The following is a 21557-nucleotide window of genomic DNA, read 5'->3' as shown; positions in this document are numbered from 1 at the left end:
TAGTTAAGATTTAAAAAGTAATTATTACGTCAAAAACATTACTAATTTTCAACCAACTACAAGTTCAAATAATCACCAAACCTAATGCTATTAATAAAGGTTCTCCCCCGCATTTTCACTCTTTAATGAATGAGTAATTTTTTACTCATTTTCCTTCGTAAAAACATATTTTATATCTTGCTATAACGCAGTTTCGCTCATATAGTCAGCAAATTATTACACCTTATTTTGAACACCTTTGTTTATGAAATCTTCTGCTCCTGCTAGCGTTTTTGGTACCTTATTAGGTTATGCACCAGGTAATGTTGCTGTTTACTCATCTGATTATGATACGGCTGATGAAAGCATTTATCCTAATCGTAGCGCCTATCGTAGTTACCTAGACGGTATTTACATGGGCTATAAATGGCAATGCGTTGAGTTTGCCCGTAGATGGATGTACCTCAACCATGGTTATATTTTTGATGACATAGCCATGGCTTACAATATTTTTGAGCTGCGTTCAGTGCGCGATGTAAATAGCCAAAATAGACTGCCACTAAACGCGTTTAAAAATGGTGCTAAACATCACCCTCAAGTAGGTAGTTTACTTATATGGGAAGAAGGCGGCGAGTTTGAAGAAACAGGCCATGTCGCTGTCATTGTTGAAGTGCATGAAGATAAAATACGTCTTGCTGAGCAAAATGTAGGGTATCAAATATGGCCAACAAATCAAAACTGGTGCCGAGAACTAAAAGCAAAAGTAACTAAAGATGGCGACTATTGGATTGAGTGCTCTTACAGCGACGCCACTATTTTAGGCTGGATGACACAAACTGATGAAACAGAATATGCTGAGCCAACGTCTGAGCTAAACACTGATTTATTTATTATAGAAGCCTATAAAGCAGTAGATACAGGCCAAGCAAACAAGTCATGGTTAAATATTGCGAATGACGATGAAGCTGCCTACGTAGAAATGATGCAAGGTCATAAACTTACATCCGTAGATGAGGATCAGCATAATTACTTTGCAATATCTCAAACGGCGCAGCAAAGCATTGAGCATGCAACAAATGAGCTGCATGGCTTATTTATGCATGCAACCGATTATGTACTGCAGCACCCTGAGTTATTAAAAAAGTTTAATTTACCCGATGTTGTGCTTAATAAAATTCGCCAATCGTGGGATAACCGCTTAAACCAATTAATTACCAGCCGGTTTGACTTTGCCTTAACAGCAGCAGGTTTAAAAGTTTACGAATACAATTGCGATTCGGCATCGTGTTATATGGAAAGCGGCAAAGTTCAGGGCAAGTGGGCAAAACACTTTGGTGTTAAAGCAGGTGTAGATGCAGGTCAAAACTTATTTAAAGACCTCGTAAAAGCATGGCGTAAAAGTGAAGTGAAAGGTCTTGTTCATATTTTACAAGACGATGAACCAGAAGAACATTACCACGCATTATTTATGAAAGAAGCTATTGAAGCCGCGGGCTTTGAGTGTAAGTTAGTAATTGGCTTAAGCACACTTCGCTGGAATGAGTCAGGCAACATAGTAGATGCTGATGGCGCACAACTTAGTTACGTATGGAAAACCTGGTCGTGGGAAACCGCACTTGATCAAATTCGTGAAGAATGCGAAGCCGACCAATCACTAACTGATAACTTTGAACCACAATTTCAAGCTGGTGAAACGCCACGCTTAGTCGATGTACTACTGCGTAAAAACGTGATGGTATTTGAACCACTGTGGACATTAATCCCAAGTAATAAGGCCATTTTACCAATACTTTGGAGCTTGTTCCCTAATCATAAGTATTTACTTAATACCGCGTTTGGGCTTAACGACGAGTTATTACAAACCGGTTATGTAGTTAAACCAATAGTAGGACGCTGTGGCGCTAATATTCAACTTGTTGATGAACAGCAGCAAGTTATAGAAAAAACAATGGGGCACTTTGCCGAGCAAGACCAAATATACCAACAACTATTTGCACTGCCCAAAGTAGATGACTACTTTGTACAAATATGTAGTTTTACAGCCGCCGGAAAATACTCTGGTGGTGGCGTACGTGTTGATAAAAGCATGATCATAAACGGCCATAGCGATTGTATGGCGCTGCGTATTAAATAATAAACAATACTAAGCCCGCAATTTGCTGCGGGCTTAAGTTTGTGTAGCCCTTCCCTCTTTTAAGTTTTATAGCTATCTCAAGCGAGTTACTCCTGATAGAGTAAATTTATTAAACACCACAAATTAAGGTATTTCATGGCGAATCAATTTAATGTACTCGGCACACGCTTAAAACTATGTTGCGGTAATGGTGGCTACACACGTGAAGGGTTTTGTTATGTACCAGAATCAGATCTTGGCAATCACAGTGTGTGTGCAATTATGACTGATGAGTTTTTACAATTTTCAAAATCACAAGGTAACGATTTAATAACCCCGAACCCTCTTTACGATTTCGAAGGTTTAAAAGCCGGTGATAAATGGTGCTTGTGTGCAGTAAGATGGCTTCATGCTATTTCAGCAAACGTTGCGCCACCGGTGGCACTTGAAGCCACAAATAAAAAATCATTAGAAATAGTGCCGCTCGATGTTTTGAAAGCGCACGAATATATAGCCAACGTTTAAATACACCTAAGAGTAACTAAATCGAAGTCTGCATATTTTACAAATATATGCAGGCTTTTCAAAAATCCAATCTCCTCTTCAGCCTTAAAAACCTTAAATTAAAATATAACCATTTGTTTTTAAATTACTTTTCAAACAAATCAACTTACGGCATAGCAGTTGCTTTATTAAGCTTAAGTCACGCTCATCACGCAACATATATATGAGCAACACATTAGTTAAGTAGGAGAAATTATGAGTAACAATAACGAATCAAACAAAACAACTAAATTTACCGCGCCAGGTATGAGTGACGAATCAGCTCAAAAAACAATAGCTACCCTCGATAACCGCATGGTTGCATTGATAGACTTACAACTAACTTTAAAACATATTCATTGGAATGTAGTCGGACCTAACTTTATTGGCGTACACGAAATGATAGACCCACAGGTAGACATTGTGCGCGAAATGACAGACACCATCGCTGAGCGAATTGCGACTCTTGGTGGAGTACCAGTGGGCACTCCAAAATCAATTGTAGATCGCCGAACATGGAGCGAATACTCAATTGGTAAAGGGCTAGTGACCGAGCATTTAGCTGCACTTGATAAAGTATATAACGGCGTTAATGCCGATCACCGCAAAGCAATTGAGACTCTTTCTGAATTAGATCCTGTGTCTGAAGATATGGTAACCAGCCAACTGGCTGATCTAGAACAATTTCAGTGGTTTATTCGAGCCCACTTAGAATCATCTACAGGCGAACTAAAAAGCTAATATATTTAAGCTAAGAAAGCCCAGCATTTATATGCTGGGCTTTTTTTTGCGTAAAAATCACTCTATTTATAATTACATATAGACGTGTATCAGTAAGCTCTAATACAAAATCCATATAAAAACAATAGAAAATTGGTATTACCAAAAAAAATAACCAAAATAAAATTGAATGATTTTATACTCCTCATTATTTCGCAAGTTTATAAGCCGTACTCAACCTTTAATGAACACCTAATTATTTTAACATCACTTAAAAAACAAACTAAATACATATAAAAGTGCCGCTAAAAGTTCAAAAAAAACGCTAAAAATGATATTAAATAGTACAAAAAATATAAAAAATGCCCCTGGTAAACATACTTTAATAAAACTCACTCAAAATATAAAAAACAAAAGTAAACCATAAGCCGTTAAATTTATTAAATATAAAAAAATAAATGAACACTTTGCAATACATTTTGTGAATTTTTGGTAAACAAAGGTTGTAATAAAAGCTGAATTGGACTAATTTCAACCATACCACCTGTATGACACAGTGCAGGGAAAAGTAGTTAAATTGGTTAACCAAACCAAGTAACAACACACACAATGACGTTAAGTCGTACCCAAACGGGAGAGATACATGAAACTCAATCAAATTACTTCAACATTAACTAATAAACATAAAAGAAGTAGCTCTACAACAATCAGTGCCGCAGCCCTTTTATTAATGGCTTCTTCTAATATTGCAGCGCAAGAGGCTCCAACTGCTTCAGAAACCGCATCTGATGATATTGAAGTTATTGAAGTAAAAGGCATGCTAGGTAGCATGAAAGCTGCGGCAATGCTTAAACGTACTGATGGGCGTATTGTTGATGCTATTGTTGCTGAAGATATAGGTAAATTACCAGACAATAACATTGCAGAAGCACTGCAACGTATTACTGGCGTATCTATTAATACCGACTTTGGTGTGGGTGACAGTGTTTCTATTCGTGGCTTACCTCAAAACCGTGTTGAATTAAATGGCCGCTCTACGATTGGTGACTCTCGTGACGGTATTAGCTTGCAAGATTACCCATCAAGCTTCTTAAAAACAGTAGAAGTAGTTAAATCGCCTACTGCCGATATGATTGAAGGTGCATTAGGCGGAACAGTGAGTTTAAAGACAGTTCGCCCACTAGAGCTGGATAAGCTAACCGGCGCAATCTCTCTTGATGGCGAATACGCTGATAAAACAGAGAATATTGCACCTATTTTTAGCGGCTCAATTGGTAACAATTGGGACTTTGACGAAATGGGTACTTTTGGTGCCATTGCTATGTTTTCATATCAAGATCGTGAAATTCGTCAAGATGAAACATCTAGCCGAGTTAAACCTCAAGATATCGAAATTAATGGTCAAGAAGGTAATACACCTAGTGGTAATGCCATTGTTAGAGATGAGCACAGTGTTGAACAATACGTAGAAAAACGTGAACGTACTGCTGTAAATTTATCTCTTCAGTGGGCACCAACATCTGGTAACGGCATGGTGTACCTTGATTTAAGCGGTACTAAGCGCTCTGGCGAGCAAGCTGGTAATTCTATTTTAGGTGTCGTTGGCTCATTATCAACAGATGCAAACACAACTCAAGGTGCTAACGGCGTAAACAACTACACGCTAACAAACGAATTTGGTATCCCAAAAACATACAGTGACTTTCGTGAAACCGACTCGTTTTCAAATGCACTTGGTGCAGAGTGGAACCTTACTGACAGCATAAAAATCTCTGGTGAAATTGCGGTAGCATCATCAGAAAGCGTAAGGCCTGATTCTGAATTTACACTTCGTCCAATCGAAAAGTCGACCTTTGAAGCTAGCGGTGGGGTTGATTTAGTAAATCATTTATATGATGGTGCATTTTCGCAAAACGGTAATAAATTACCAAGCATCATTCATTCAGATCCAAATGCATTTACCGACCCACAAAACTTAGCATTACGTACTTTTAAAAGTGAAGATAAAAGAACAAACAATGATGAAACAGCGGTTCGTTTTGATATTGAAATGTTCGAACCTCTCAGCAGCTTAAGTTGGGTATCTAAAGTAAAAGCAGGTGTACGTGTTACTAACCGTGATTACGAATACGAACAATACAAAGTAGAAATTAAAGACATTTATAAAAATGCATTTAATGACTCAGATGGTTCATTAGCTACTTTATGGGTTGATGATTTCAATTCTGCATTTCCTGATAGCTTTACTACCGTTAGCCACGACAACTCTTTTGACCAACTAGGACACTCGGGGCAAAATGACCTACTAACTTTTTTAAGCTATAACGGTTTATCCAACCCAGCAAATACTTATGCTCAACTTCAACAATTGCTTGTAGGCACTAACCTAGCTTCAACGGGCAGCCTTTCAGACAACCAAAAGTTTCAAGATAGCGCATACCGCAATGTGGTTGAAGATACAGCCGCAGTGTATGTATCTGCATATTTAGATTTTGATGATATCACCGCTATTGTAGGTGGTCGTTATGTAACTACAGATCTTGAATCAAGCGTGTTCCTCAATGGCGAAAAAGTAACTGGCGAAAACGACTACAGCGATTTTTTACCAAGCTTAAACGTTACTTATAACTACTCAGATGAAACACTATTTCGTTTTGCTGCAGCAAAAGTTATGCGCCGCGCTGACTTTAGCGAGCTAAGCCCTGCGTTTGACGTTAACAACGACATTACGGGTGCAACGCAAGGCTCTATTGATTTAGAACCATACCGTGCAACACAATACGACTTATCTGTAGAGCATTACTTTGATGAAGGAAACGTACTATCTTTCGCAGTATTTTATAAAGATGTTGAATCTTTCTTAAGCAACGAAAGTAGTTGTGTCGCTTCATCAAGCACTACTGCTGGTCAAAACGTGACTCAGTGGAACCAAGTATGTCAACTTGATGCAGCGGGTGTATCTCAAGACAATTTAGTTTACTCTGATGCAACTGACTTTCCAGTAGATGCTGACGGCTTTAACCATGTTGCAGGCTTACGCGACGCAGGACTAACGGGTATCGATACTGTTAAAAATGTAAATGGTGAAAACGGTTCAGTTCAAGGTTTTGAAGTGGGCTACCAGCAGTTCTTTACAAGCCTACCAGGTGCATTTTCTGGCTTAGGCATCAATGCAAACTACACATATGCAGATAGTGAGCAACCAAATGGCAATCCGTTATTAGATATCTCTAAAAACACTTACAACTTACAAGTATTTTGGGAGTACGAAGGGTTCTCTACTCGTATCGCTTATAACTATCGTGACAGTTTCTTAGATACTGAAAACGAAAAACGTGTAGAAAATATTAACTCCAATGGCAGCATTTCTGAAGATGGCACTGTTTATGGTAATAACTACCGTGACGATAGAGGTCAGTTAGACTTCTCTGCAAGTTGGGACATCAACGAAAACATTACGGTTGTTGGTAATGCAACGAACTTAACAGGTGAACCTTCAATCTATCTATCTGAACTAGGTGGTGCTTGGAAGTACACTGAAGCGGATCGTCGTTACAGCTTTGGTATTCGCGCAAAATTTTAATATCCCCCTAAAGTTTAGCCTGCTCCTTATTTTTATGAGCAGGCACTTTTTAAAACTATAAAATGGCGCGCGTGTTATCACAACGCAAGCGTCATTTTTTATATCTGTAATTTAACTGTTTTTCAGCATAACAATCCCACATTAATTATCAGCTCGTGTTTTAAAGTAATTTAAAATCATTATTAATTTAAATCATCCCCATTTATTAAAATAACCCCGTGCCCGCTATACTTATTTGAATATTAAATTTACTATCAAAACGTTGTAACTATTAGCAGGAAAACTAAAGTGCTGTCGCGTTTATATAATTTTATGCCCGGTTTAAATACATTGCTGCACTATGAGCGACAATGGTTTGCTGATGATGTAAGGGCGGCGCTATCGGTAGCTGCAGTGGCTTTACCTGTTGCCATTGCTTACGCACAACTAACCGGTGTTAACGCCGCCGTCGGGTTATATTCTTGCATACTGCCAATGATGCTATATGCACTTTTTGGTACTTCAAAACAATTAATAGTCGGCCCTGATGCCGCAACCTGCGCTGTTATTGCCGCTGTAGTAACACCTCTTGCTGCAGGTGACAGCTTTAAGCATTGGCAACTTGTTGTCACCATGACCGCTATGACCGGCTTTTGGTGCTTTATAGCTAGTAAGTTTAAGTTAGGTGTATTAGCTGACTTTTTATCTAAACCTATTTTAATGGGCTTACTAAACGGCGTAGCCATCACTATTATTGTTGGTCAATTTTCTAAAGTATTTGGTTTTACTTTTGATGAGCGCTACTTACTTGAACGCCTCGGTGGTGTGCCCACATACCTAGCGCAAACACACGTTCCAACCTTATTAATGGCTTTGTTTACACTGGCGGTCTATTTTGCCATGAAACGGATAAAGCCCACGTGGCCTGCATCTATGTTTGCTATTGCTTTCGGTGCGCTTTTGGTATGGATTTTTGATTTAAAACAGCTTGATATAAAAACTATTGGCACAGTAACTGGCGGGCTTCCCGTTTTTAATACCCCTGTTTTTGATTTAGGGATTATTCGTGAGCTGGTGGTACCCGCACTTAACTTAGCCATAGTGAGCTTTGTTAGTATGATGCTAACTGCCCGCAGCTTTGCAGCTAAAAATGGCTACGACATAGACGCCGATAAAGAATTTAGAGCACTAGGTATTGCCAATATAGCGTCAGCTCTTTCGCAAGGTTTTGCAGTCAGTGGCGCCGACTCACGCACCGCTGTTAACGATGCAACGGGTGGTAAAACGCAGTTAGTATCAATAATAGCAGCGGCCATTATTGCGCTCATAGCTGTATTTTTAACAGCCCCACTTGAATTTATTCCAAGCGCAGCGCTAGGTATTGTACTTATTATTGCCTCTGTTCATTTACTCGATTTAAAAGCGGTTTGGCAATTAAAGCGAAAAGATAAACAGGCATTTTATCTAGCCTCGACCACCTTACTTGCGGTGTTATTTATTGGTGTTATCCCTGGCATCACGCTTGCTGTATTACTGGGACTATTTCAGTTTATCCGCACAGTAATGCGTCCAACTGACAATATACTAGGCGTAGATATAAACGGAGTTGTAAGAAGTTTAGATGCAACAGATAAAGCAAAAGCAGTCCAAGGCGTGTTTATTTATCGTTTTAATTCCCCTCTAACTTACTTTAATGCCAGCTACTTTAAACGCAGATTACTAGAGCAATACGCAAGACAAAAAGACGACACTCAATGCGTAATAATTGATGCTGTCCCCTGCTTTACTCACTTAGATTTAAGTGTAATGGCCATGCTTGCCGACTTAGACATTATATTTAAAAAGCGTGATATAAGGCTTGAATTAGCAGGTAGAAAACGCCAACTGCTTTCATGGTTTGAAATTGCAGGAATGACATCAGGTAAAGAAGGTATATACATTCACTCCGACTTATATATCGCCTTAAGAAGGAACAGCGTAAGCCAGCACTCTTTAGAAGTTAGTTTATTCGAATCAGCTCAAAACTAACGTACTACATAAATTTATTAGGAAAAAATACTGTCACCAACCGCTCCTAGACATATAAAATGAAGGGCATGAGGGAAATACATAACTATTATAATTAGTCTGTTTTTTTGCTTTAAAATATAGGGCTATGTTCAGCCCTATATTTTAAAGCCATCCTTTTTGTTTCGCTATACGTGCTGCATCTATTCGGTTTGTGGCATTTAATTTAGCTATAGCATCCGAGAGATAATTACGTGTAGTTCCCTCGCTTATAAACAACTGCTTGGCTATTTCACTCGTTTTAAGACCGTCACTTGCAAGTTTAAGTGCTTTGCGCTCTTTATCTGTAAGTGGATCGGAGTCATCCAGTGCATTAATAGCAAGTTCTGGGTCTATCACTTTTTGCCCCAACATTACTTTTTTAAGTGCATTTACCAAATCTTCACTTGGTGCTTCTTTTAAAATAAAGCCTTTAACACCAGCCGAAAGTGAACGTCTGATGTAACCCGCGCGGGAAAACGTAGTCATTATTACTACTTTAATTGATGGGTGTTTTGCAGCTATTTGTTCACTTAGTTCAATGCCATTTATATTTGGCATTTCAATATCGCTAAGTACAATATCTGGTAGTAATACGTTTGATAAACTAGATAGGTGATCAAGTGCAGCTTGTCCGTCGCACGCCTGGCCTATTACTTCTATATTAAAGTCGAGACTTAGTAATGCTGATATAGCATCGCGAACTAACCCTTGGTCTTCTACTAAAAATACTTTGATCATACTTTTTCCTTTACTTGGTATTTTTAACTTTGCTTATGGCAAAGGAATGTGTGCTGTCAGTTTAAATCCATTTTGAATTTCAAATTTCACTTGGCCATTTAACTTTTCTACGCGCTGTTTAATACCCGTTAAACCATTGCCAGGAGTGATATTTTCACAATCACCGTTATTAAATAAATTTAGCGTTATGCTTTGTTTAGTTGATGTGAGATTAATATCGCATTGATTGGCTTTACTATGACGTAAAATATTCGTCACGCTTTCTTTAATAATTAAACACAGCTCGCTTTCTATTACTGCAGGTAACACCGGTAAATTAAGCGTTACATTAGTGATAATGTTTTGCTCCTCTAAGCGCTGTTTTAGTTGCTCAACTTGCCCTGTCAGTTGCTGCTGTTTTAAATCGGTTACAGCGTGACGAACATCTGATAAAAGCGCACGGGCTAAATCGGCTACTTGGGTAATTTCATTTCCAGCTTGTTCAAACCGCTCAGCGTTATATAATTTGTTGGCAAGCTCGGCTTTTAGAGCTATTGATGAAAGTGAATGGCCTAAAATATCATGTAAATCACGAGCTATTCGCTCTCGCTCTGCAATTGCTGCTAATTGCTCTAGTTGGTTTGCATTTTCTTGTTCACGCTTTTTATATTGACGCTCCCTTCTTGCTGCAATGCCGTAGCTAAATAACGCAGCGCATAAAATTAAAGCAATCGCTAAAAAGTACTGAACCTTTCCTATATCACCAATATATGCGCTTAATAAAACCGAGAATATAATCGCTAGTGCAGCATAAACTCTTTGACGCTTGCTGTATGCATAGCCTGCTATATAGGCTGCAAAGCCAAACAAGGTAGGAGTGCCAGTGCTGTAAAAAGTAGCACTGAAGCAAATTAATAGCATTGCTAAAAATAACTTAGTTACACCAGTACCTTTACAATTTATTGCTTTTACATATAAAAGAATAAATGCAATATAAAAAGCTAAGGAAATAACGATTTGCTCACTCGTGAAATGAGCAAAATCGATTATCATCGGAAGTAAGTAAAAGCCAGTAAAAATTAGATGTCCATATTTCCAAAAACCTTTATCGCTTTGCTTAGAAAAGACACTAAGTGAACTCATGCTAATACCTCTGGTATATTATTTTTATTTATAATTTTGTTTTTATTACTAAATATAAATAACACGAAAATACATATCAGCATAAAGCAATATGCGTCACTAATAGTAAAATTTAATGTTTCTAGCGCTTCACTAAGAGTCAAACTAAATAAAATTAAGGAATTCATAACTACCTCCAATTAAGTAGAGTAATTATGCCAGTGTGCAAAAATAATGTGAGTGTGGAATGTCATTAACTTTACTGACATTTGTCATGTATTAAAAAAATCATCTCAAGAATTTTTAACCGATGCTAATATGCTAAAAAAGCATAACAAGGAAACTCAATGCAACCCCAACAGCAAAGCCTGCTTTATTTACATATTGCCGTATTACTTTTTGGCGGAACCGCTCTATTTGCAAAGCTCATTGGCTTAAATGCACTTGATATAACCGTCTATAGAACCACAGTTGCTGGCATTGCGATTTGGTTTTTGCTAAGTATGCAAAAAAAACCTATTAAGCTTAATAAACCTAAAGATTATTTAATGGCTATATTGCTCGGTGTGGCGGTAGGTATACATTGGGTTACCTACTTTGCTGGTATGCAAATGGCGGGTATAACAATTGGGATGCTCGCATTTTTTAGTTATCCAGTAATTACTGTATTTTTAGAGCCTTTATTTAATAAGAGTAAACCCAAAGCTAAAGATATACTTAGTGCAGCGGTGGTTATATTAGGTATTTACCTTCTTGTCCCTACTGCCAGTTTAGGTGACGACGTAACTCTTGGAGTGATAACAGGCGTAGTGTCAGCATTCTTTTTCTCAATAAGAAACATCACTCAAAAACGTTACTTTAGCCAATACGGTGGCCCACAAACTATGTTTTATCAAACCTTGGTTGCAAGCCTTATGCTATGTGCATTTATAAAAGTACCTGTGTATGAAATAAGTAACCATGATTTGTTATTAATTTTGATTGCAGGGGTAATATTTACAGCTACGCCTCATTCACTATTTGCAGCCAGTTTAAAACATTTATCTGCTGCTACTGCTGGGCTCATTTCTTGCCTTCAACCTCTTTATGGCACACTATTAGCGATTATTATAATACATGAACGCCCATCAGCAATGACACTAATAGGTGGCACATTAATTGTTAGTGCCGCCTGCTTTGAAACTTGGTCAATCACAAAAAAGGCACGTAAATGAAAGTATTTGCACACAGAGGCGCAAGCGGACATTTCCCAGAAAACACTAAAAGTGCTATTTTAGAAGCGCTAAAAATAGGTGTAGATGGCATTGAAGTAGATATACAAAGTGCTATTGATGATTACATGTTAATCCACGATTCATGGCTTGATAGAACGACTAATGGCACAGGTAAGGTCAATGAATTTGACGCTGTAACAATAGCCAAGCTTGACGCGGGAAATGGTGAGTCTGTACCTAACTTACAGCAGTTATTAGATTGGAATAACGATAAAACATTACTCAACCTAGAGCTTAAGCATACTTTTGAACTTGAAAAACTTGCGACTCAACTTGAATACAATATAAGTATGGGAAAAATATCACGTACCAATGTTTTAGTATCATCGTTTGATCACCATCAATTACTGTGGCTTAAAAACCGTTTACCATGGTTGAAAATAGGCGTACTAACGTCTTCTATACCTATAAGCTATGCAAAATTTGCTGAAGATTTAAATGCCTATAGTGTGCATGTAGATAAAAATTTTGTTAATAAAGCATTTGCTAATGATGCAAAGCAACGCGGACTAAAAATTTATGCCTACACGGTAGACAAAGAGCAAGATATAGCACTAATGCTCGAATATGGTTTAGATGGGATTTTTACCAACTACCCAGCACAAACTAAAGCATACTTACTATCGTTAGATCATAGTTAAACACATCTATACTCCTTACATAGAACGTAAGAGCACTAATACCATAAAGGTTTCAGTAAAATGAGTAGCTACATGAAAATTTATAATTACATCGAGCAGACCTTCTTTTTCACATTAACACGTAAAATTGTAGGCAATCTAAGTTTTGTATTCCTATTTCAAGCCATCACTCTGTTTTGGTTGTACCAAAGCCTTAGCGAACAACAAAGTACAGAGCTATTTTGGCTTTTAACACTAGTAATTGTTATGGGATTTGGTTTTACACTTTCGTATATGCGTTTTTTAATCGTGCGCCCTATTACCGCGATGCGCGATACACTAATAAAAATAAACCAACAAGATGCTAATTTAGCCGCAAAACTTCCGCATTTTTCGTATGATGAATTTAGAGATTTAAGTACCCAATACAACACTTTCACCACTCACTTAGGCGAACTACTAAATACAACTTACAGTAGCGCTGAAGCCAGTGCCAATAGTAATAAAGCCGTTACCGAATCAATGAAAAATACGGACAACTCAAGCGAGCAACAAATACATTTAAGCCACAGTATAATTAATGCGAGTATGCAAATAACGCAAAGCTTACAAAACATAGTCATTAATACCGACAGTGTCCATAACGTTAATAATGAACATCTAAACTTTGTAAAACTCTCAGCTAAAGAGCTTTCAGCGCTTGTCGAACAAGTTAAATTAATCACTAATATGCTAGGTAGTTTTTCAAATACGGTCGCAGGTTTAAAAGAAAACAGTGAAAATATACGTAGTATTTTAAAAATGGTTGAAGAGTTTTCAGATCAAACCAACTTATTAGCACTCAACGCTGCAATAGAAGCAGCCCGAGCAGGTGAAGCTGGACGAGGCTTTGCTGTAGTTGCCGATGAAGTCCGTACGCTTTCTATAAAGGTAAGTGGCGCAACAAGACAAATTAGTGATTTTATTACCCAAATGAATGAGCTAGTAAACGAAACAAATAAAGAGTCAGAGCAACTGATCACCCACTCTAATAGTGCACAAAGTGCAATTAGTGCAACGTCTGACGGGTTTAGCAAGATGCTTAATGAATTTGAGCAAAATCAGCAACAATTGAAGCAAATAGCCAGTGCCGTGCATCTGCTTGAGCAAACACAAACTCAAACTCATCAATCTGTTGAGCAAATTGTAGAGCTAGGTGAGCAAGCTAAGCAATTAATCGACACTGCTGTGGCCGATAGCGAAAACTCTCAGCAGCTAAGCTTACAAACTCAACAACAGTTAAAACGTTTTGTACTTTAACAAAACGTTTTAACTTATTAGAGCCTGTTGGCCTTTTAGGATTAAAATTTTTCTACCTAGAGACAGCGCATGGCAGGCATCTATGCTGCGTTATCGACTATTTATGGGGAACAACCATACAACATAGCTTTGCCTTACTTAAAAACCAAACTCACTGCTTTAAATTCAACCCGAAAGATAAACAAGCCCTAGTAAATATGGTAAATTACGCAGCTATTAATTTAAGTGTGTAAAGTGTGTGAGCAACCCAACCCCAGACTATGAAAAATTAGCCCTGCAAATAAAAACCTGGGGACAAGAGCTTGGCTTTAGCGAAGTGGGTATTACCGATATTGACCTAAGTAAGCACGAGGCTCAACTGCAACGTTGGCTTGATGCTGGCTTTCATGGTTCAATGGACTACATGGCTTCACACGGCATGAAACGCGCTCGCCCAGCTGAATTAGTACCTGGCACACAGCGTGTAATATCAGTAAAAATGAATTACCTCCCACCCGATGCTGGCTTTGCAAAAACCTTAAAAAATAAAGAAAAAGCATATATAAGCCGATACGCACTGGGCCGTGATTATCATAAATTAATGCGTAATCGATTAAAAAAACTCGGCCAAAAAATAGAACAAGAAATTGGTGAATATGGCTTTAGACCCTTTGTAGATTCAGCCCCAGTACTTGAACGTCAACTCGCCGAGAAAGCGGGTTTAGGTTGGCGTGGTAAGCATTCTTTGTTAATTAATCAAGAAGCAGGATCGTGGTTTTTTTTAGGCGAGCTATTTATTGATTTACCACTGCCAATAGACGCCGAAAACACCTTTGAAGGCTGCGGTAAATGCGTTGCCTGCATCACTCTTTGCCCAACAGGCGCAATTGTAGAGCCTTATGTCGTTGACGCACGTAAATGCATATCGTACTTAACAATAGAGCACCAAGGGCCCATTCCTGAGCAATACAGGACTTTATTGGGTAATAGAATTTATGGCTGCGATGATTGTCAGTTAGTATGCCCTTGGAATCGTTATGGCCAAATTACTGACGAAAACGATTTTCACCCGCGCACTCAATTAAAAGACAAAGATTTACTTGAGTTGTTTGCTTGGGATGAAGCTACTTTTTTAAAAAATACCGAAGGCAGTCCTATTCGCCGTATTGGTCACGAACGTTGGTTACGTAACTTAGCAATAGGGTTAGGTAATGCACAATTTAGTCCCGCTATTATTTATGCCTTAGAAGACAAAAGCCAAATATGCAGTGAACTTGTTTTAGAGCATATTGAATGGGCACTTTCCCAACAAAATGATAAACAACGAGTAGCGCTTCGTAAAACAGCTAGGTTAATCAGAATTGTAGAAAAAGGCTTACCCAGAGATGCATAATGCAGTTGGTGTAAGCCTTTAAAGTAACATTATTTAGTTAAGTATATTTAACCTGAACTCTGGTTAAGAGATTTACTAACATTTTGAATAATAAATATATTTAAACTTATTTTCTCTAGCCAGAGATTTTAGTAAATTCAACCCAGTCAGTGCTGAACAAACTGCTTAAGATAGATTTATTATCCAGTCCTCAGGTTACTTAGCTCTTTAAAAGTAATGACAGGTCTTGTTCAATCTCAGCAAAAGATCCTTTAACTTCTTGAACTGACTCCTCTCTTGCAATTGAATTTTGAATTGTTTCATCTACTTTTTTGTAAATAAAAACCTCTTGGTCCTCATCTAATCCCATTGTTGGTATTCGCACTTCAAGATCTTCTTGTAGTTGCTTAAAAACTCTTTCGTTATTTTTACGATTATCGTTAAGTAAGCCAATTAAACTATGAAATTTACTATGTACGGAATTTGCGACCGTATTTAGTCGTTCTTGTTGGGATACAAGTATTCTTTTGGTCATTATTGCTCGTAATTGCTGCTCTGTAACACTGACAATAAAACATACGTGGTCACGAATTCGTCCATGCTTATCTGGATCATGATCCGGCATATTTAAAACCAGTAAGCTTATGTATTCGTAGTTAACCAAAATTCGATGTGAAAATTCGTGCAACCGACCTTTACTTTTAAGCATTTCAAATAGTTCAATAACAATCGGTGAACAAACCCCATGTAACGCAAAATGCTCTATAACATTCGCATATCGAAACTCTACGTTACTTTGCAAATTAAAAGACTGTAGACAATCTATGAGCGCTTTTCCTAAACTTTGGGGATCATTTATAAAACCAATATTTTCAACATAATTAACTATTTGCCCCATTTCACTACTATTAGCCATCGCATTAAATGCTGTAGAAGTTGCATCTTCAACTTGTTTTTCAAGACTCTCTTTCTCTACCAACACTTGATTCAAATTATTTAATTTAGACTTGAGTTCGTCATGCCCAAACGGTTTAACAATATAATCTTCTGCACCAACAGAGTAACCTTCCATACGTTCCTCAACCGTCCCCCTTGCTGATACAAACATCACAATTATATGCGCGGTATTTGGGTTGGATTTAAGGCTCTTACAGACTTCGTAACCATTCATTTGTGGCATACTCACATCCAGTAATATAACCTGAGGCATATAGTCCTCTACCATACTCAAGCACTCTGGACCGCTAACGGCTACCTTTAATTCAAAATCGAGGTCCTCCAGAATCTCTTCTATAATTTCAAGATTAAAGGGTTCGTCATCCACTGCGAGTATTTTTGTTAAAGCCATCGTTTCATCATCCATTTAAATTCTAAATATGCTACTTCAAACACTTGTTTAAAAAATTAACTGCTTTGCAGTGCTAAGTGTTCGTCTAGGTTTATTTTAAGTGGTATTTGTATACAAATAGTAGCGCCGCCATTAGTGTTATTTAAGGCTGTAATATTACCTTGATGCAAAGAAACAAACTCCCTACATAATGCAAGGCCTAACCCTGTTCCACCAGCTCCGCTATTGGTTTTACTGCTTTGTACAAATTTAGTGAAAATGTCTTCAAGTTCATCCTCAGGTATACCAATACCATTATCGATAACGGCTATTACTGCAAACTCGTTCTCAGATGCCAATTCCACTTTAATTTTACTTTTTGGCTCACTAAACTTTAATGCGTTACCTAATAAATTACACATTAATTGATTAATTTGTTCCTCATCACACAGAGCGACTACCGGGTTAGACTGCACTGAAAAAATGATTTCAATCTCTTTTTCCATTGCAGTTCCAGCGACATCATCAATACTCGTTCTAATGATATTAGCTAAATTATGTGTTCTAGGATTGAAAGGAAATTTACCCACATCAAGCTTGGATAGATCCAGTAAATTATTAAGTAATGAAAGTAACCGTTCTCCACTGGATTCAATTCGAGACAAGTACTTAAATAATTTTTCTTCCGCAAAATCACCAACCTCTAATTTATTTAAGCCAAAACGAGAAAAGCTTAAAATTGAATGCATTGGTGTACGAAGTTCGTGAGACATGTTTGCTAAAAATTCTGATTTACTTAAATTGGCGGCTTCAGCCACATTTTTAGCGTGCTCTAACTGTGAGGTACGCGCTCTAACTTGTTCTTCTAAAATATCTTTTGCTTCAAGTAGCAACTCTTCTTTTTGTTTTAAGTGCGTTACATTTTTAAAAATAACTGCCAGCGCAATTTCACCATGGTGATCTATTTCATTAAAAGATCCCACAAGAGGTATATAACCCCCTAGTGTTTTTGTTAAACGTAAATCGCAACTAAACTGTCGATTACTATTTAAAGTCAAAATTTTATCTTTAATTCCTGCGCTTGAATCAACATCTAAAAAATCAAAAAGAGACTTACTTTCTAATTCATTAAACGGTAAATCAAATAGCTTTAAGCAAGCATCATTCGCTTCGATAACTTTACCACCGCGCTCAAATAACATAATTGCATCGGGTGTATGCTTATAAATAACTTGTAATAAGCTATCCTTTTCAATAAGCGCATCTACGGTGTCTTGAAGCCTTTCTACTAACTCTGCATTATGTCGTTTCAATAATTCGGTTTGCCATAGCTTATGGACCGACTGCAAAAGAATACTATCGTTAAGGGGTTTAATAAGTACATCTTCAACTCCCTCACGAATAGCCTCAATCATGGACACTTGATCAGGGCGTGACGTAAAAAGTAAACACCTACAATGTGGCTGCTTTAATTTTAGGCTAGAAAATATACCTAACCCAGTTACATCACCAAAACTAAAATCACTAATTAATATATCAATTTTAGTATCAACGGATATTGCCAATACTTCATCTAAATTTGTCGCGGTGTAGGTGTTTATATGAGCGCCTACTAAGCTGCTTTTCATTTTTTCAAGACGCTCAGGTATATGATCAACCAGTAAAATAGTGGGTAATTGAAGAATATGGTTAGAGCCAAGCTCTAATAAACTCTCAAGTAGAGAAGTTATCTCCTTATTAGAAAAAAATGGGTAAACTACAGTTGCATTAGCAACAGCATGATTAAGCTCACTAAATGCGTTTAGTTGTTCACCATTTTCAGCTTTTGGAGCAAGCAACATAAACCGTGATTGTGAGACCTTAGCAATCAACGGTTCAATAGAAATAACAGGTACTCCATGTGCCACTATAATTAAATCATACGCATCAGCATTTATATGCATATCGAGCATAGAAAAATGAATTAATTCAACCTCACATCCAATTAACTCTAAAAGTACTTTTACTCGCATTGCGATAATAGTGCTGCTGTCTACTATTAATATTTTCCGAATCATCAAGCTACACTTTAAAAATAATTAACTTAATATATTAATAGCGTAGCCTATTATTGTTTAGTTAGCATAGGTTCTTAGCGTTATTTCATAAGATTTTTTACCTAAAAGAGATACGAACTTTATTCTACATGTTTTCCGAAAATAGTAAGGCTATAAAGCTTACTATCCATCATAGCGACATTGGGTAACTCTCCCCAAACATCGAAGCCAAAATGTTTAAATAGATTTACACTTGGTAAGTTGTGGCTAAAAATAAATCCTAGCAATACGCGTATATTGAGTTGTTTAGCTTGGGTTTGTGCAAATTTCATCAACTTTTTGCCAAGCCCTTTACCTTGTGCTTTTGCGGTAATATATATGCTCATTTCAACAGTGCCATCGTAAGCTGGGCGACCATAAAATGATTTATAACTAAGCCATGCGAGTATTTTGTTATTCTCACAGTAAACATAAATAGGTCTTTTTTGTGTATGGCTATTAAACCACTCACGCTTTTCTTCAACGGTGACTTCTTCAGTGTCAGCAGTCACCATTCGACCAGCTATAGTCTCGTTGTAAATTGCTACGATTTCGCTAAGATCATTTATAGTTGCTAAACGGGTTGTCATAATAGATTGCATGGTTGATCAATTTTCTCCATATTAGCGTATGATCATCCACTCAAACAATCGTAAAGTTTAGGTCGTTAGCTATGCTAAAAAAAATATTACTCGGTTTAGGGGTTTTATTAATAAATACACCACTTCATGCTCAAACAGAATCAATTGATAAGCACGTGGCCACAACATGCCAAGATTTTACTAACGTCAATATACCCCGAATTCAGGTTCCAAGTGCACCAAACCTTAAATCACTAATTAATAAAGACCTCTTCAGCTGTCTGATAATTTAGTATTTTCCTTGGGCGAGTATTAATTTTCATTACAACCTCTTGGAGTTGTTCATTAGTTATAGTTGAAAAATCAGTTTTCTTTGGGAAATAACGCCTGATCAGACCGTTTGTATGTTCATTTGTTCCTCGTTGCCACGAACAATAAGGATCAGCAAAGTAAATAATAAAATCTAGTTCTTCTTCCAAAGCTTTAAATTTCGAAAATTCTTTTCCATTATCCAAGGTCAGAGTTAACTGTTTATGCTCTGGAATCTCTTTAAACATCTCTACTGTAGCCGTATTGAATGACTCAGCTTGCTTAGTCTCTATTTTTTGCGCGATTAAATATCGAGAGCTACGGTCAACATGGGTTACAAAAAAACCAGAGCCCTTTTTGCCTTCAATTAAATCACCTTCCCAGTCACCTATTCGGCTTCTGTCTTCGACTATTTTTGGTCGTTCGCTAATACTTACTCTATTCTTAATTTGCCCACGTAAATCGCCATATTTACGTTGTTTACGTCTTTTTTTATGCCTCTTAGCTAAGTCTTTGTATAGCTCTCCACCTGCTTTAAAATCCTTAATCACCCATTGATAGATTGTTTCATGGCTGACATGCATTAATTCATCTGACGGGTTATCCTTCTTAAGCCGACCTGCTATAGCATCTGGAGACCATCCCATTGCTATCTTACTCAACACAAGCTCGTACAGTGCCTTATTGTTTCTTTTTCTTGCATGCCTGGAGACCTTCCTTCTTTCCATCGCTTTTTCGTGCGCTGCCTCATCGAAATAATCATAGTAGGGTGGCTTATTTCGCTTAACTTCACGCATGATAGTTGTATGGTGTCGATTTAATAGTTTACCAATGGATCGGCAGCTTTCGCCACTGTTGAATCGATAGTAGATAGCTTTTCGTTCGAAACTGTTAAGATGTTCATAAGACATTCTGAATTCCCTCGATAATGAGTTTGGTCGCACTTACTACATTAGCAAATACTTCAGAATGTCATATTTATTGGTGGGTTATGGTCAGTGGTGCACTTGCAAAATGAATTCGGGTACGTAAGTTACGTTCTGAAGAGTCAATCAACTTATGTCAGTTTAAAAATAAGCCTTTATTGATCGTTAATACAGCCAGTAACTGCGGTTTCACACCTCAATTTAAAGGCTTAGAAGCACTTTATAAACAATATAAAAGTCAGGGGTTAGTTGTCTTAGGGTTTCCTTCTGACGATTTCTTTCAAGAAGAAAATGATGAAAAAGCGACAGCTAAAGTCTGCTTTATTAATTATGGGGTTACTTTTCCTATGTTTGCTACCAGTGAAGTACGAGGCAGTGATGCCAATCCTATTTTTAAACACCTAAATGAGCAAACTAGTTCCCCTAATTGGAATTTTTATAAATACCTAGTATCTGCAGATCGCAAAACAATTTTACGATTTAACAGCAAAGTGTCACCTGACTCAGAAAAGATGATTACGGCAATTGAAAATACACTTTCTAATAATTAAGTTTATACTGGTACAATTAGTTGAAACTAACTAGAATGACATTTCATTAGGTTAAAAAAACACCACATAATAAGCGGGAGATTTTATGACAGTGGCAAGCGCACGACACATATTAGTAGATAGCGAAGCACAATGCTTAGACTTAAAAACAAAAATTGAACAAGGTGAAGATTTTGCTGAATTAGCAAAAAACCACTCTAACTGTCCTTCAGGTCAAGATGGCGGCGCCCTTGGCGAGTTTGGACCGGGCATGATGGTACCAGAATTTGATAAAGTGGTATTTTCTGCGCCTATTAACCAAGTACAAGGCCCAGTACAAACACAATTTGGTTATCATTTACTTGAAGTTACTAGCCGTTCAGAATAAATTTTTGTATTGTAAGTAAAACTTCTAAAAGCCGCTTTTGCGGCTTTTTAAATGAGCAATTAGTACCAACTT

Annotated in this window: 16 protein-coding genes and 1 pseudogene; 11 read left to right on the top strand and 6 right to left on the bottom strand. The window is 37.4% G+C overall.

Annotation, left to right across the window (positions count from 1 at the left end; translation table 11 throughout):
* Nucleotides 1-244 precede the first annotated feature (244 nt).
* The 5 genes from gss to AOR04_RS03060 all read left to right on the top strand — a co-directional run bounded on the left by gss (nt 245) and on the right by AOR04_RS03060 (nt 8945).
* The gene (gss, locus tag AOR04_RS03080; protein ID WP_096792512.1) at nt 245-2113 is read left to right on the top strand and encodes a bifunctional glutathionylspermidine amidase/synthase; all 1869 of its coding nucleotides are present in this window, start codon (nt 245-247) and stop codon (nt 2111-2113) included.
* A gap of 135 nt (nt 2114-2248) precedes the next feature.
* Nucleotides 2249-2617, top strand: a complete 369-nt coding sequence (locus AOR04_RS03075) for a DUF2237 family protein (protein WP_033029934.1) — start codon at nt 2249-2251, stop codon at nt 2615-2617.
* A 234-nt stretch (nt 2618-2851) separates the two neighbouring features.
* Nucleotides 2852-3376 (top strand): DNA starvation/stationary phase protection protein Dps, encoded by a 525-nt coding sequence (gene dps / locus AOR04_RS03070; RefSeq protein WP_096792511.1) that lies wholly within the window; start codon nt 2852-2854, stop codon nt 3374-3376.
* A gap of 622 nt (nt 3377-3998) precedes the next feature.
* On the top strand, nt 3999-6938 hold the full coding sequence (locus AOR04_RS03065) for a TonB-dependent receptor (protein ID WP_096792510.1): 2940 nt from the start codon (nt 3999-4001) through the stop codon (nt 6936-6938).
* 288 nt (nt 6939-7226) lie between these two features.
* A complete protein-coding gene (locus AOR04_RS03060; RefSeq protein WP_096792509.1) occupies nt 7227-8945 on the top strand; it encodes a SulP family inorganic anion transporter in 1719 nt (572 codons plus the stop codon).
* A gap of 144 nt (nt 8946-9089) precedes the next feature.
* Here AOR04_RS03060 and AOR04_RS03055 read toward each other — a convergent pair whose 3' ends face one another.
* Together AOR04_RS03055 and AOR04_RS03050 are read right to left on the bottom strand one after the other, a co-directional pair.
* A complete protein-coding gene (locus AOR04_RS03055) occupies nt 9090-9704 on the bottom strand; it encodes a response regulator transcription factor (RefSeq protein WP_007376950.1) in 615 nt (204 codons plus the stop codon).
* Nucleotides 9705-9737: 33 nt separating this feature from the next.
* Entirely contained in the window at nt 9738-10826 is a 1089-nt protein-coding gene (locus AOR04_RS03050) for a sensor histidine kinase (protein WP_096792508.1), read from the bottom strand.
* Nucleotides 10827-11152: 326 nt separating this feature from the next.
* On the opposite strand from AOR04_RS03050, the gene AOR04_RS03045 reads away from it, so the two are divergent.
* The 4 genes from AOR04_RS03045 (at nt 11153) to queG (ending at nt 15370) form a co-directional block, all read left to right on the top strand.
* Nucleotides 11153-12019: a DMT family transporter gene (locus AOR04_RS03045; RefSeq protein WP_096792507.1), complete on the top strand. Its 867-nt coding sequence runs from the start codon at nt 11153-11155 to the stop codon at nt 12017-12019.
* Complete coding sequence (locus tag AOR04_RS03040; RefSeq protein WP_096792506.1) at nt 12016-12720, top strand: glycerophosphodiester phosphodiesterase; 705 nt, start codon at nt 12016-12018, stop codon at nt 12718-12720. The genes AOR04_RS03045 and AOR04_RS03040 overlap by 4 nt, the downstream gene beginning before the upstream one ends.
* Nucleotides 12721-12780: 60 nt before the next feature.
* The gene (locus tag AOR04_RS03035; protein ID WP_007376955.1) at nt 12781-13998 is read left to right on the top strand and encodes a methyl-accepting chemotaxis protein; all 1218 of its coding nucleotides are present in this window, start codon (nt 12781-12783) and stop codon (nt 13996-13998) included.
* Between the two features lie 238 nt (nt 13999-14236).
* Nucleotides 14237-15370, top strand: coding sequence for a tRNA epoxyqueuosine(34) reductase QueG (gene queG, locus AOR04_RS03030; protein WP_033029925.1), 1134 nt, complete (start codon nt 14237-14239; stop codon nt 15368-15370).
* Between the two features lie 199 nt (nt 15371-15569).
* Here queG and AOR04_RS03025 read toward each other — a convergent pair whose 3' ends face one another.
* The 4 genes from AOR04_RS03025 to AOR04_RS03005 form a co-directional block, all read right to left on the bottom strand.
* On the bottom strand, nt 15570-16697 hold the full coding sequence (locus AOR04_RS03025; protein ID WP_096794073.1) for a response regulator: 1128 nt from the start codon (nt 16695-16697) through the stop codon (nt 15570-15572).
* Between the two features lie 56 nt (nt 16698-16753).
* Nucleotides 16754-18733: an ATP-binding protein gene (locus AOR04_RS03020; RefSeq protein WP_096792505.1), complete on the bottom strand. Its 1980-nt coding sequence runs from the start codon at nt 18731-18733 to the stop codon at nt 16754-16756.
* 119 nt (nt 18734-18852) lie between these two features.
* Nucleotides 18853-19341 (bottom strand): GNAT family N-acetyltransferase, encoded by a 489-nt coding sequence (locus AOR04_RS03015; RefSeq protein ID WP_096794072.1) that lies wholly within the window; start codon nt 19339-19341, stop codon nt 18853-18855.
* A gap of 245 nt (nt 19342-19586) precedes the next feature.
* Nucleotides 19587-20552, bottom strand: a complete 966-nt coding sequence (locus tag AOR04_RS03005) for an IS30 family transposase (protein ID WP_096792504.1) — start codon at nt 20550-20552, stop codon at nt 19587-19589.
* 107 nt (nt 20553-20659) lie between these two features.
* Here AOR04_RS03005 and AOR04_RS03000 point away from each other — a divergent pair.
* Together AOR04_RS03000 and AOR04_RS02995 are read left to right on the top strand one after the other, a co-directional pair.
* Nucleotides 20660-21118: pseudogene (locus AOR04_RS03000) on the top strand (glutathione peroxidase); the annotation flags it as partial.
* A gap of 85 nt (nt 21119-21203) precedes the next feature.
* Complete coding sequence (locus AOR04_RS02995; protein WP_007376961.1) at nt 21204-21485, top strand: peptidylprolyl isomerase; 282 nt, start codon at nt 21204-21206, stop codon at nt 21483-21485.
* Nucleotides 21486-21557: the final 72 nt, after the last annotated feature.

Source organism: Pseudoalteromonas sp. 1_2015MBL_MicDiv (assembly GCF_002407505.1).
Classification (GTDB): domain Bacteria; phylum Pseudomonadota; class Gammaproteobacteria; order Enterobacterales; family Alteromonadaceae; genus Pseudoalteromonas; species Pseudoalteromonas fuliginea.
The sequence above is the reverse complement of the archived record's forward strand: the minus strand, read 5'-3'. Positions and strand labels throughout refer to the sequence as shown.